Source organism: Syntrophorhabdaceae bacterium, assembly GCA_036504895.1.
GTDB lineage: Bacteria > Desulfobacterota > Syntrophorhabdia > Syntrophorhabdales > Syntrophorhabdaceae > PNOM01.
The window spans coordinates 58,372-71,411 of record DASXUJ010000044.1 but is presented as its reverse complement, the minus strand read 5'-3'; the positions used below and the strand labels follow the sequence as shown (position 1 = coordinate 71,411).

Here is a 13,040-nt window from a genome sequence, read left to right as displayed (position 1 = left end):
GCGGATGCGCGCAGTGCAATGGCGAGCCCCTCTTGCGGTATTTATGTCGCCCTTATACCTGCAATATACTCCTTCTTCAATTCCCTTTTCAAGATTTTGCCTGCGGGACTCTTAGGGAAATCCCTGCGAAACAGGTACTCCTTGGGCACCTTGAAAGGGGCCAGCCGTGTCTTTAGAAAGGACTTGATGTCGTCCGGGGCGGTCTCGTTTCCCGGTCGGGGTATGATGAAGGCAATAACCCGTTCTCCCCACTCTTTATCGGGAACTCCTATGACCGCACATTCCTGAACTTCGGGTCTCGCATAAAGGACCTCTTCCACTTCCCGGGGATAGACGTTCTCACCTCCGGTAATAATCAACTCCTTGAGGCGGTCCACGATATAGAGATAGCCCCCGTCATCGAAGCGGCCTATATCGCCGGTACGCAGCCATCCTCCTTCATGGAACGCGGCGGCGGTTCCTTCCGGATTATCGAGGTACCCCTTCATCACTACGGGTCCGCGGACGCAGATCTCGCCGTCTTCTCCGGCAGAAAGTTGGACGCCCGAAATATCCCTGACCGTGATCTCCACTCCGTGGACCGGATGCCCCACCGAGCCGACTACGTGCCTTTCGGGATAATAGTGATTGTAGGTGATGGGCATGGCCTCCGTCTGACCGTACGCCTCCGATATGGTAATCCCCGTCATCTCCTTCCAGCGTTTCACGATCTCCATCGCAATGGACGCGCCCGCCGAAAAACAATAACGCACTTTACCGAGCCTGGAAATTAGATTATCGATGGTCAGAAGCCTGGCGTAGACGGTGGGTACGGAATAGAACTTGGTCACCCTCCCCCTCTCCGTCAATTCAAGAATGCGGTCGAGGTCGAAAGAGGGCAACATTTCAAGACAACCGGCACTATATATGGTCGAATTCATCACGTGGATCTGTCCGAAGACATGATTAAAAGGCATGAAACAGAGTGCTTCGTCCTTTTCAGTGGAGCGCTCGAAAGATGCAATCGCCATGCTCGAATAGTCGATGCCCTCGTGGGTAAGCATGACGCCTTTAGGGGTACCCGTGGTGCCCCCCGTATAGAGAATGGCCGCGACCTCCTGCCTGTCCCGGTCAAGGGCCGTGAAATCTCCCCTGCCCATTTCACAAAGAGCGTGAAAATCGATATCTCCCCCGGGGCACACTATCCCTCCGATCGCGCCCGAATCCTTGAGAGGAGCCAGAACGGGGAGTCTCGCTCCCGTGGCGAGAACATAGCGCGGCTTCGCGTGGCTGACGAGGAGTCTCATTTCGTCATCACTCAGGAGCGCTGAAAGGGTGACGGCCACCGCACCGACCTTAAGGACGCCGAAATAGAAGGCGATCCACTCGGCGGAGTTGGGGGCACACAACCCCACATGATCTCCAGGTTTAACCCCGAGATTGATCAATCCCGTGGCGACCCGGTTAGCCATCCCGTTCAATTGTGTGTACTCGAGGGTGAGATCTGCCTCGCGGACGGCGGGTCTATGAGGAAAAAAATAGGCTGATGCTTCAAGGTTACGGGCAAGATTCATGGGTAGCCTCCCGAAAAGTTATGAACAGGACCGGAATCGAAAGATCCTATCGTCCACATTGGTCTAATATTAGACAGGCTAGATATTAGATGTCAAGGACTTTTTGGGTTGGCAAAGTATTGCAAAAAAGTCTCATATATACTAATTTAAAGAAAAAAGGGTAAACGACGATGCCTACGTTCAAGCCGATCAGACAACATCGAGTGTCCGCACGGGTAGCCGAGCAACTGAAAAAATCGATCATCGTGGCGGAACTAAAACCGGGAGACAAACTGCCTTCCGAGCGGGAGCTTGCGGAAGAGTTTCAGGTGAGCCGTGTGGCGATCCATGAGGCCTTGCGATCTCTCGAAGGATCGGGCTTTATCGTTACCCGACAGGGACCTGCAGGCGGCTCTTTTGTTACCGATCTTTCTTTCGAGCGGTCGGTGAATGCATTTCAGGACCTGTTCGTAGCGGAAAAAATATCGATAGAAGAAGTCCACCACGTGCGAAGTGTGGTCGAGGCGGAAATTGCCCGCCTTGCCGCCTCGCGGGTCACAGATGAGTACGCGAGGAGACTGAGGGACTCCCTGTCCGGGGAGGAGCTTACCGTAGAAAGCCTTGCAACCGATATAACCAGGAAAATGGCAGTCCATTTCATACTTGCCGAGATGTGCGGGAACCGCTTTCTCGAGGCCCTGGAAAGGACATTGATGGGTCTCATACGCATCGCGGTGGAGACGATGGACAGAGAGACGGGAGGGGATTTCGATCTTCTCAAGCTCCATCCGGAAGCGATGCACCGTCCGATTATAGATGCCGTGATTGCGGGAGACGGTGAGGCTGCGGCCGTCGCGGCAAAAGAGCATGCCTTCAAATATGGCGAGAACCTGAGGCAGGCGGAGAAGGCATTCAGGGAACGGCGTACGGGACAGGCTGAGCGCACGACCGCTACCGGGAAGCATTAGCCCGCGCCTTATCATTAGGGGTATGTGAGGCTCACGTCCACGGGGACATAAGAGACCCGTGCCGGTAATTTCCGATTGCCCCTTCCAAGCCGGTCATTGCGGCGCTTATCGTAAACTATTATTATAATAAATTCATTAGCAGGAGCGGCGGTTCCAATTTGGTGGACGGGACGGAATTGGGATATACTAAGGGTGCGTGACGCACACTAGCCGTTTGAGGAGAAAATGAATCATAATAAAGATTATTACGAAATCTTGGACATTGAAGAAAAGGCATCTGCCGAAAAAATTAAAGAAGCGTACAGAAAACTCGCCTTTCAATACCATCCCGATAAAAACCCCGATGATATCGGGTCAGTGGAGAGGATGAAGGAGATAAATGAAGCGTACGCGGTCCTCTCCGAACCGGAGAAGAGACAGGTCTACGACCGGGTGAGGAACGAGTACGGCTCCTCGTCCGCCCATGATCATTTCAGGCAATCTTATTCGGAGCAGGATATTTTCAGAGGCTCCGATATCGATCAGATTTTTGAAGAGATGGCAAAATCCTTTGGGTTCAGAGGCTTCGATGAAATATTTCGAAGCACCTATGGCCAGGGCTACAGGACCTTTGAATTCTGCAGACCCGGTATGTTTGGAAAATTTATAATCTTCGGTCCCGGCGGGAGCAGGGATGATGGGGCGTCCATCGGGCGCGGTGACCGGGGCGGAGGCGTTATCGGAAAAACAGCCGCCTATCTTCTCGGACGAGTGTTCGGCTCAGGTACGGAGACGGGAAAGGATGTCCATGATACCATTGCCCTCGGCGCTCTGGAGGCCCTTCACGGGGGAAAATTCAAGTATTCCGGCTCCCGACGGGGAAGGGAAGTCATCATTACGGTCCCTCCCGGGATAAGGGAAGGGCAGAGCATCCGGCTCCGGGGCCTCGGAGACCCGGGGAAACATGGAGGCCCTTCAGGAGACCTCTATCTGAAGGTGGAGATTAAAAAGCCTCTTCTCCAAAGGGTCAGGGAGTTTTTGAAAGTCTGATCACCAGCCGACCTTCCATATCCGAATAGGATAAAACGGAGATGGTCCGGAAATCGGTCGTTTTCTTCTTGACGCAGTGCAGTGGCCCATAAGGGAATCGCTGCCGGTTTCATAGGGTCTGAGAGAAAAGTCTTGACATCCCCCGAGCCTGTTGTCTAATATTAGGCCATATTAATTGTGTACGCGCAGCAATGAACGCGCAAATTCTTTATCGGGAGAATGCCACGATGAATCTTGCAACCAATCTGGAAAGATCGGCCTATTTTTTTCCTCGCCGGTCGGCAATACGCGAGGGCGGGCTGAATATGACCTATGCCCAACTGAACGAACGAGCGAGCAGGATCGGCAGTGCCCTTGTCGCGCTGGGTGTCAGAAAAGGAGAGCACGTGGGGATGTGCGCTCCTAACTCCGCCGATTGGATCGCCTTCTACTTCGGCGTGCTCAAAGCGGGGGCCGTGGCCGTGACCCTCGCACCTCTTTTGACCAGAGACGAGCTGGTCCTTCTCGCGGGACATGCGAAGCCGCGATTCTTCTTTACTACGGAAAACAGGCTCCAGGACCTGAAGCCGCTCATCGCTTCGGGCGTGGTGAAGACCACGATCTATCCGGGCGGTGAAATCGACATGGACCGGCTCCTCGCGATGGGTTCGGCAACATTCAAACCGGTCGACAGGGGCCGCAAAGATGTGGCGGCCATCCTTTACACGGGCGGCACCACGGGCAGCCCGAAAGGGGTAATGAGGTCCCACGAGAATATAGGGTTCTCTGCCCACAGCATCGCCTATCTCGAACGGTCCATTCAGACGGACCTGTCCATCTGTTTTATGCCTTTTAACCATGTATTCGGTCAGATGCATATCATGAATTCGACCATCTATAGCGCGGGGTGCCTCGAGATGCTCCCCTCCTTCGACCTCGACAGGATCCTGGAGTTGACCGAAAGTGGTGTGGTCACGAAATTTCTTTCCGTGCCCACGGTTTTCATTCGCCTTTTGAGTGTCCCGGACCTGAAGAAGAAGCTGGGAAAAGTGCGCTATTGCTTTTCCGGCGGCGCGTCTTTATCGCTCGAGACGGTGAAGCAGTGGAAGGAAAAAACGGGGATGACCATTCAGGAATCTTATGGACAGACTGAATGTATGCCCATCACCTTTAATCATTTCTATCCCGAGAAGCATGTGGTGGGCTCCGTGGGCGAGCCGGTCTTCGGTATGGAAGTGCAGATCAGGGACATCTCTACCGGAAAAGAGCTGCCTCAGGGCCGGGACGGCGAGATTTGCGTGAGGGGGCCCGCGGTGATGAGGGGATACCTCAACAATCCCGAGGGCACGAAGGCTGCGTTTTGGGGCCGCGATTGGCTCCGCACCGGGGATATCGGACATTTCGACGAGGCAGGCTTCGTCTATTTAGTGGACCGCCTGAAAGATATGATCATCACGGGCGGTGAGAACGTCTACTCCCGCGAAGTGGAGGATGCCCTTTACGCCATTCCCGAGATCCAGGAATGCGGGGTCATAGGCGTTCCCGATAAGGAGTGGGGAGAGCGCGTGGTGGCGTACATCACCCTTCGGCCGGGCAAAGAGATCAGCGCCGATGCATTGCGCGCCTCTCTCAAGGCGCGCCTCACCTCATTCAAGGTGCCGAAAGAATATATCGTGATCGACGATTTCCCGAAGCTCGGCGTGGGTAAAGTGCTGAAACGGGAGCTAAGGAGAATGTACACGGAAGGGGAGACAAAGGTAAGCTCGAAAATTCCTTGAAAATATCCTTTATTTGATTGAAAATTCCCCGTGGCCTGTGGATAATTAGGTGACGGGGAATTTTTTTGCGTCCATGGGAGGAGGATTATGAGACCCAGTGTGTATATGTCGAGCATAGTTCCGGCTGCGGCAAGGGAGATCCTGGAAGAGTCCTGCGACCTCGAATTCTATAAAGGAGACGGTCCTTCCACGGCGGATGAGATTCTCTCCCGCATCAACGATAAGGATGGCCTCCTCTGTCTCGTTTCGGACAGGGTCGGCAGGGAGATTATGGACGCGGGAAAGAGGCTTAAGGTGATCAGCACCGCGAGCGTGGGTTTCGAGCATATCGACGTGGCGGAGGCAACGAAAAGGGGCATTTATGTGGGGTACGCACCGGGCGTACTCACGGATGCTACTGCCGATCTCGCCTTTGCCCTGCTGCTCGCGTCGGCGCGGAGGATAGCGGAGGCGGACAGGTACGTGCGGGCCGGGGAGTGGAAGATTGCCTGGTCTCCTACTGCGTTCCTCGGTGCTTCGGTATGGGGCGTGACATTGGGACTCATAGGGTTCGGCAGGATTGGACAGGCGGTCGCCCGAAGGGCCCGCGGATTTGATATGAAGGTCCTCTATAATGATGAAGCCAGATTGCCGCCGGAGGAGGAAAGGGAGAGGGGCGTCGAATTCAGGCCCCTGGAAGAGCTTCTCGGCGAGTCCGATATTGTCTCCCTTCATGTGCCTTCGACGAGGGAGACCTTTCATCTCATGGATGAAACCCGGCTGAGCCTGATGAAAAAGGGCGCGATACTCATAAACACGGCGAGGGGACCCGTGGTCGATGAGGCGGCCCTCTTTTCTGCACTCAAGGCGGGGATTATCGGCGCCGCCGGCCTCGACGTATTCGAGAAAGAACCTATCGCCATGGATAACCCCCTTCTCGCGCTTGACAATGTAACCGTCGTACCCCACATCGGGAGCGCCACATCCGAGAGCCGGCGGCGAATGGCGGAGCTGGGGGCATTGAATATCCTTCAGGTGCTCAAGGGGGAGACTCCGGAGGCCTGGCTCAATCCGGAGGTGGTAAAGGTCAGGCCCCTTAATGAAGTGAAAATGATTTGATAGATTTATAGGTAGAGGTCTCGCTCCCCCTTTTCCAGCCGCCTGAGCCTCTCTTCGGTTTCTCTCTTGACCGCCGGATCGGGTATTGCGCTAAGCTGTTCCTCTATGGTCTTCTCTCCGATCCTTCTCAGCTCTTCCGTTCCGTAATCGATAAGGTATTCCTTAAAGGTCAGGATGGCGTTGGGTTGACACACATTCTGAATTTCGCCGCTCTTTGCGAGAGGCATAAACCGGTCCCCCGTGCGTCCCTTGCGGTAGCAGGCAGTACAAAAGCTCGGGATATACCCTGAGTTGCATATGCTTGCGAGCACCTGCTCCGGGGTCCGATGGTCTTCGACCTCGAATTGGCCGGGCGCCTTCTTTTCTATATCTTCGTGATAACCCCCCACGCCTGTGCACGAGCCCGCACTGATCTGTGAGATGCCGAGAGAAATCGCCTCGTCGCGCAAGGCAGGCCCTTCCCTGGTGGAAAGAAGCATTCCTGTGTAGGGGACCGCAAGCCGTATGACGGCGATAAGCCTCCTGAAATCATCATCCTTTACGAGATAAGGAAAGCTCCTGATATCGATGCCCGTAGCCGGGCGCAGGCGCGGCACCGAAATCGTGTGACATCCGACGCCGAAGCGCTCTTCCAGGTGGAGGGAGTGCAGAAGGAGGCCCAGGACCTCGAATTTGAAATCGTAGAGCCCGAAGAGGGCGCCCAGGCCCACGTCGTCTATGCCTGCTTCCATGGCACGGTCCATGGCGGTGGTATGCCAGTCATAATCTCGCTTGGGACCGGACGGATGCATCTCCTTATATGTCCCCCTGTGGTAGGTTTCCTGGAAGAGCACATAAGTGCCTATGCCCACCTCTTTGAGCTTACGGTATTCCTCTACCGTCGTGGCCGCGACGTTCACGTTTACGCGGCGGATGCTTCCCATTCTCTCTTTCACTTTATAGATCGTGCGGATTGCCTCCACCACGTACTCAATCGGACAATGCATCGGGTCCTCTCCCACCTCCAGGGCGAGCCGTTTATGGCCCATGGCTTCGAGAACCACGACCTCCTGCTCGATCTCCTCCATGGTGAGCTTGCGGTGCTCTATCTTGTTGTCCCTGCGATAGCCGCAGTAAAGGCAGTTATTGACGCAATAGCTGCTTATGTAGAGGGGCGCGAAAAGGACGACGCGCTTTCCGTAAATTCTCTCTTTCACTGCTTTTGCCGTACTGAAAAGGAGATGGACAAGCTCCGGCTCCGTGACCTGGAGGAGGATTGCCGTTTCATAGGGGGTAAGGCCCTTCGATTCCCCGGCTTTGGCGATGATCTCCCGGACTTTCCCCGGATCCGCACCCTGCGCCTCTTTCAGGAGACGCCGGATCTCCTCTTCCTGTATGAAATCGGCGGTCGACACTCCGGAAGCTTTCATGATATCCTCCTTTTTACTCACCGAATACTTCGCGGGCTTCCGGAAAGGGCATGAGTGCCCGCTTGAGTATTCCATGGACGTAGGCTATGAGCACACCGTAATTTACCACGGGAACACCGGATTCTTCACTTACCATGAGACGGTGGAGCATCTCTTTCCTGTTGATCATGCAGGCGCCGCAGTGGACGATCAGTTTATACTCCCCGATGTTTTCCGGAAGCTCGAGGCCGTTGACCCAATGGAATTCCAGGGCCCCGCCCACAATTTGCCTGAGCCACCGCGGTATCTTCACCGTCCCGATATCATCCTCCATGCGATGGTGGGTACACGCCTCCGCAATAAGCACTTTGTCTCCCGGGATGAGGTCTTCAATCGCCTTCGCCCCCTCGGCAAGTGCTTTCAGATCGCCCTTATACCGGGCAAAGAGGATGGAAAAAGAGGTCATCATCACGTCTTTCGGAGTATCTGCCGCCACCTTCAGAAAGGCCTGGGAGTCAGTGATCACGAGACGGGGTTTCTCTTTCAGGTTACCGAGGGCCGACTTCAGCTCCCGTTCCTTCACTACCACCGTGATTGCATCATTATCGAGAATATCCCGAATCGTCTGGACCTGGGGCAGGATAAGCCGGCCCTTGGGCGCTGCGAGATCGATGGGCACCACGAGGACTACCGTGTCGCCCGGAGCGATCAGATCTCCCAGAATTGTGGGTGAGACCCAATCCTTGGGAGCGGAGCGTATCATGGTCATCTTCAGCTCGTGAATCCCCTCTTTGGTGGCGGCGCTCACCGGCACCATGGGAAGATTGAAACGTTCCCTGAGTTCCTTCAGCGGGAGGTCCGGGTAGAGATCTTTCTTATTTACGGCAACGATTACCGGGACATGGCTCTCATGTGCCTTGGCGATAACCTCCTCTTCGAAGGCGCCTGCACCGTTGCCGGGATCGACGACGAGGATGAGCAGGTCCGTCTTGGCCAGCACGGAAAGGGCCTTCTGAATGCGTAAGGCCCCGAGGTCGCCCACGTCGTCTATGCCCGCCGTATCGATCAGGACTACGGGGCCGATAGGCAGGATCTCCATCGATTTATAGACGGGATCGGTGGTAGTCCCCGGTACATCGGAGACAATCGCGATGTTCTGGTTTGTGAGCGCGTTGATAAGGCTCGACTTCCCCACATTCCGCCTGCCGAAGATGGCGATATGGAGCCTGCTCCCGCGGGGAGTCTCATTGAGGGTCGTATCGTTCATCTCCATCCTTTTGTCACGGGATTTTTCATTCAGTCTCTCTTTTTACTTCCGTCTTCTTTATTGCGCCCGAGCTTTCTCTCGCCCGCTATTCCGGGACGAGTGAGTTCAGGAGTCGAGAAGATGGCATCTATCTCCTCTTCCTTAAAGAGGCCGCGTTCGAGGGCGATCTCCTTTACCGTCTTTCTCTCGGCCACCGCCCTGCCTGCGATCCGGCCTGCTTCATCGTAACCGATATAGGGTACCAATGCCGTCGCCAGGCAGGCGCTCTCCTCGAGCCATCTCCGGCAGTTTTCTTCGTTCGCGGTGATGCCTTCAATGCAGCGGGTACGGAGGATCACCGCACTGTTGATAAGGAGCCTGAGGGAAGAAAGGAGGTTGTAAGTGATAAGAGGCAGACAAGCGTTTAACTCAAGTTGTCCTGATGCCGCTGCCATGGTAATGCCCTGGTCGAAGCAGATAACCTGATAGGCCGCCTGGATCACCATTTCCGGAATCACGGGGTTGATCTTACCGGGCATAATCGAAGAGCCCGCCTGGAGACGAGGTAGACGGATCTCGGCGATACCGCCGAAAGGGCCGGAGGAGAGGAGCTTCAGGTCTCCCGCCACCTTTGCGAAATTGGCGGCCGCGGCCTTGAGAAGTCCCGAGACTTCGACAAAGACATCCGCATTCTGGGTGACGTCCACCATATTCTCCGCCCTGGCGATCCCAAGGCCCGTGATCTCCTGCAATTCTTCCGTGGCCGCATAGATAAAGTCCCGACGGGCATTAAGCCCGGTTCCGATCGCGGTCCCGCCCAGGTTTACCTGCCGGAGCCGCTCCTCCACCTTGAATAACCTCCACCGGTCCCGGGCAAAGGCCTCGGCAAAGGCCCCGAACTCCTGCCCCAGGGTGATGGGAACCGCATCCTGCATCTCCGTCCTGCCGAGCTTGAGGATATGGGCGAAGGCCGCCTCCTTCTCCTGAAGCGCGCCCTGGAGACGGGCGATCGCTTGGGCTAAGTCGAGCACCATGCCTATTGCCGCCACTTTGAGGGCCGTGGGATAGACGTCGTTGGTAGACTGGGAGAGATTTACGTGATTGAAGGGGTCGACGAGGCCGTAGTCGCCTTTTTTGCCGCCGAGAATCTCAATCGCACGATTTGCGAGCACTTCATTCATATTCATGTTGGTGGAAGTACCCGCGCCCCCTTGGAGCGCATCGGTGATGAACTGGTTGGATAACGACCCTTCGAGTATCTCCCGGCCCGCGCCCTCGATCGCATTCCCGATTTCCGGCGAAAAAAGACCGACCCGAACGTTCGCCCGGGCGCACGCCATTTTCACCTGCGCCATGGCACGTACCATCTCCGGCGGTACCCTGAGCCCGGAGATGGTGAAATTGGATGACGCACGAAGGGTATGAATCCCGTAATAGGCATCCGCCGGGACTTCCAAAGATCCCAAAAAATCATTCTCGGTCCTTGATTCCATCATTAGAGTTTATACTCCTCATCCCGTATTTTCAAGGCAGAAGGCCGTGCCGGAGGGCCCGGGGAAAAAGCAGGCATAGAGGTTATGGATAACCTGCAATTCTGTAATTGGTTATCGCAGCAAAATTATAAAAGGGAATAATCTAATAAATTCCTGAATTTATTACTGCTGTATACGGTTCGTTAGCGTAAACATTATTAACACCTTTATAGATCATTGATTTTAAATGATCTACATAAAACATCGTATACTTCCTTATCAGTACGCAAATCGCATAAAAACAGAGATTAAGCCGTAACTTATCGAAATAACAGTGAGTTAAGCTATGGCACAATCATTGCTATAGTAATGGGCATGACAGAGAGATTGAAAGAATTAAAATAAATAAAAGAGAAGGAGAAAAAGCCATGGAAAAGAAGATATTAGTTATCGACGATGAAGCCTCTTTAAGGAGAAGCGTCAGCATGGGTCTCATGCAGAAAGGGTATGACACCGAACCCTGCGAAAACGGCATGAAGGCTCTCCAGACACTCGAGACCTTCAAGAAGAATCAGATCCCTTTTGAATGCGCCATCGTGGATGTAAGGCTTCCCGACATCGACGGGCTCAAACTCCTGAAGGTCATGAAATTTAATTACCCCGAACTCCCCGTCATCGTCATCACCGGTTACGGCAGTGAAGGGACCCGCGATGAGGTAAAATATCAGAAGGCAGACGGCTATCTGGAGAAACCTTTTGACGTGGAAGACCTCACCCGGCTTCTGGAGGAAATATCTCCCGCGCGCAAGAAAGCTGCGGCCCCGGAAGAGGCCGTCCAGAAAGAGACTGCGCCCGCCGAGTCTGTTACCGACTATGTGCTCGTAACGCTCGACGCCTCGGCGAACCTGATGGATGCTTACCGGAGCCTCTATTTCAAGGAAAACGTCCTCTATTGCGATGCCATAAGGGGAGACTACGACCTTATTCTCCTGCTCCAGGCTGAATCACATGAAAAAATAGGGGAGATCGTGGAGAAAGAGATCAAGAAGATTGCCGGTGTCTCCGACGCGAGCCTGCTCACCGTCAAGGTCCCCGTGTTCGGCGAGAACGTCGTCTCCATAATGGGTTCCGTGGATCGGGCCCTCGGGAAAGACAAGGAGGAGGGTGCGGTCTATGCGGACCAGACTGCCAGAGTGCGCGCCTCGTCCTACGTCCTTTTCGAGATAGAAAAAGAGAAGCTCGAGACTATCTATCCTGTGCTCCATTTCGACGACCAGGTGGTCTACTGCGATTATACGGAAGGGAAGTACGACATCGTGGCCTTGATGAAAGGCACCAGCTTTATAGAGATCGAGAACACCATCCGCACCAAGTTCAAACCCCTTGACGGCGTGCTCAGGATCAAGGAATGGCCTATCATCACGCTCTTTGAAGTATAAGGAAAAAGATCAGCCGCGCTGCACCGACCCCGGGCAGGAAGAAGCAAGCCGGCCCGGGGTCGGCTCCATAGATCCCGCTTTCGATTTACTCAGGCGATTCCCCTGCTGACCTATCCTCGGCGCGGGGATCGGCAGCTTCCCTTCCTATTTTGCGATTACCATTGTGGCAAGGCAATTCCTATAGAAAACAATAAATAATATTAAGAGGTAAAAGGCAACTATTATCGGGCTTAAGCCTCGCCTGCATTGAAGTCCCCTGTTTCCACTCCGGCTTACGCGACGTGGCAGAAAAAAACCGATAAATACTGCCTTCTCTTTCTCTGTTACGCTTCCGCAATTTTTTATTTTTCACCTTGACACGATAAAAAACTATCGATATACTTTTATCGATAAGAAGATATCAATAAATAAATATCCATAGATTCAGGAGGAGGCACCAATGGCGGATATAGAAGGAAAAGAGGGGGACGTGATAAAAGCGATACCTGAGCCGACCCTGCGCAGGCTCCCTATTTATTACCAATATCTCAAGAGGATGCACGACGAAAGAAGGGCCGATTATATCTCCTGTACCCAGATAGGGAACGACCTCAATATTCTGCCCATACAGGTGAGAAAAGACCTGCAGGTCGCTGATGCGGTGGGAAAGCCTAAGCTGGGATACAGTGTTACCGAATTGATCGGGACTATAGAAGATTTTTTGGGATGGAACAATACGACTGATGCGTACCTCGTGGGGGTGGGGAATCTCGGTTCCGCCCTTCTCGGCTATCCCGGTTTCAGGGACTATGGTCTCAATATCATTGCGGCCTTTGACACCGATCCCGCGAAGATAGGCTCCGAGATCGGGGGAAAGAAGGTATTCGACGTGGTGAAACTGCCTGGCATGATCAGGCGGATGAGCATAAAGATCGGCATTCTCACCGTACCGGCAGCTTTTGCCCAGGAGCAGGCCGATGTGATGGTGAAGGCAGGAATTCACGCAATCTGGAATTTTTCTCCCGTAAAAGTCAGCGTACCGCCGGATGTCATTGTCCAGCATGAGAACCTGGCGTCCTCACTGGGCGTGCTGTCGAAGAAACTGGCGCTCGCAATAAAAGAGAAAGTGTGA

Annotated in this window: 10 protein-coding genes; 6 read left to right on the top strand and 4 right to left on the bottom strand. The window is 54.1% G+C overall.

The window, feature by feature from the left end; genetic code table 11:
• Positions 1–41: 41 nt before the first annotated feature.
• On the bottom strand, positions 42–1,553 hold the full coding sequence (locus tag VGJ94_05560) for an AMP-binding protein (protein ID HEY3276067.1): 1,512 nt from the start codon (positions 1,551–1,553) through the stop codon (positions 42–44).
• Positions 1,554–1,723: 170 nt separating this feature from the next.
• Here VGJ94_05560 and VGJ94_05555 point away from each other — a divergent pair, with 170 nt between their 5' ends.
• The 4 genes from VGJ94_05555 to VGJ94_05540 all read left to right on the top strand — a co-directional run bounded on the left by VGJ94_05555 (position 1,724) and on the right by VGJ94_05540 (position 6,384).
• Positions 1,724–2,500: a GntR family transcriptional regulator gene (locus VGJ94_05555; protein HEY3276066.1), complete on the top strand. Its 777-nt coding sequence runs from the start codon at positions 1,724–1,726 to the stop codon at positions 2,498–2,500.
• A 225-nt stretch (positions 2,501–2,725) separates the two neighbouring features.
• Positions 2,726–3,529 (top strand): DnaJ domain-containing protein, encoded by an 804-nt coding sequence (locus VGJ94_05550; protein HEY3276065.1) that lies wholly within the window; start codon positions 2,726–2,728, stop codon positions 3,527–3,529.
• 227 nt (positions 3,530–3,756) lie between these two features.
• Positions 3,757–5,286, top strand: coding sequence for a class I adenylate-forming enzyme family protein (locus VGJ94_05545; protein HEY3276064.1), 1,530 nt, complete (start codon positions 3,757–3,759; stop codon positions 5,284–5,286).
• Between the two features lie 87 nt (positions 5,287–5,373).
• Positions 5,374–6,384, top strand: coding sequence for a D-glycerate dehydrogenase (locus tag VGJ94_05540; GenBank protein ID HEY3276063.1), 1,011 nt, complete (start codon positions 5,374–5,376; stop codon positions 6,382–6,384).
• 5 nt (positions 6,385–6,389) lie between these two features.
• Here the strand turns inward: VGJ94_05540 and hydG are convergent, their stop codons facing one another.
• Genes hydG through VGJ94_05525 form a run of 3 tightly spaced genes read right to left on the bottom strand, consistent with a single transcriptional unit; the run spans position 6,390 to position 10,514 of the window.
• Positions 6,390–7,793, bottom strand: coding sequence for a [FeFe] hydrogenase H-cluster radical SAM maturase HydG (hydG, locus tag VGJ94_05535; GenBank protein ID HEY3276062.1), 1,404 nt, complete (start codon positions 7,791–7,793; stop codon positions 6,390–6,392).
• Positions 7,794–7,806: 13 nt separating this feature from the next.
• Positions 7,807–9,039: a [FeFe] hydrogenase H-cluster maturation GTPase HydF gene (hydF, locus tag VGJ94_05530; protein ID HEY3276061.1), complete on the bottom strand. Its 1,233-nt coding sequence runs from the start codon at positions 9,037–9,039 to the stop codon at positions 7,807–7,809.
• A 29-nt stretch (positions 9,040–9,068) separates the two neighbouring features.
• Complete coding sequence (locus tag VGJ94_05525) at positions 9,069–10,514, bottom strand: aspartate ammonia-lyase (GenBank protein ID HEY3276060.1); 1,446 nt, start codon at positions 10,512–10,514, stop codon at positions 9,069–9,071.
• 404 nt (positions 10,515–10,918) lie between these two features.
• On the opposite strand from VGJ94_05525, the gene VGJ94_05520 reads away from it, so the two are divergent.
• Positions 10,919–11,929 carry a response regulator gene (locus tag VGJ94_05520; protein ID HEY3276059.1) on the top strand — a complete coding sequence of 337 codons (1,011 nt, stop codon included), beginning with the start codon at positions 10,919–10,921 and terminating at the stop codon, positions 11,927–11,929.
• Between the two features lie 439 nt (positions 11,930–12,368).
• Positions 12,369–13,040, top strand: coding sequence for a redox-sensing transcriptional repressor Rex (locus VGJ94_05515; protein HEY3276058.1), 672 nt, complete (start codon positions 12,369–12,371; stop codon positions 13,038–13,040).

Excerpts from the sequence above, each read along its gene's own strand:
- VGJ94_05560 (HEY3276067.1), bottom strand. The coding sequence starts at position 1,553 with ATGAATCTTGCCCGTAACCTTGAAGCATCAGCCTATTTTTTTCCTCAT.
- VGJ94_05555 (HEY3276066.1), top strand. The coding sequence starts at position 1,724 with ATGCCTACGTTCAAGCCGATCAGACAACATCGAGTGTCCGCACGGGTA.
- VGJ94_05550 (HEY3276065.1), top strand. The coding sequence starts at position 2,726 with ATGAATCATAATAAAGATTATTACGAAATCTTGGACATTGAAGAAAAG.
- VGJ94_05545 (HEY3276064.1), top strand. The coding sequence starts at position 3,757 with ATGAATCTTGCAACCAATCTGGAAAGATCGGCCTATTTTTTTCCTCGC.
- VGJ94_05540 (HEY3276063.1), top strand. The coding sequence starts at position 5,374 with ATGAGACCCAGTGTGTATATGTCGAGCATAGTTCCGGCTGCGGCAAGG.
- hydG (HEY3276062.1), bottom strand. The coding sequence starts at position 7,793 with ATGAAAGCTTCCGGAGTGTCGACCGCCGATTTCATACAGGAAGAGGAG.
- hydF (HEY3276061.1), bottom strand. The coding sequence starts at position 9,039 with ATGAACGATACGACCCTCAATGAGACTCCCCGCGGGAGCAGGCTCCAT.
- VGJ94_05525 (HEY3276060.1), bottom strand. The coding sequence starts at position 10,514 with ATGATGGAATCAAGGACCGAGAATGATTTTTTGGGATCTTTGGAAGTC.
- VGJ94_05520 (HEY3276059.1), top strand. The coding sequence starts at position 10,919 with ATGGAAAAGAAGATATTAGTTATCGACGATGAAGCCTCTTTAAGGAGA.
- VGJ94_05515 (HEY3276058.1), top strand. The coding sequence starts at position 12,369 with ATGGCGGATATAGAAGGAAAAGAGGGGGACGTGATAAAAGCGATACCT.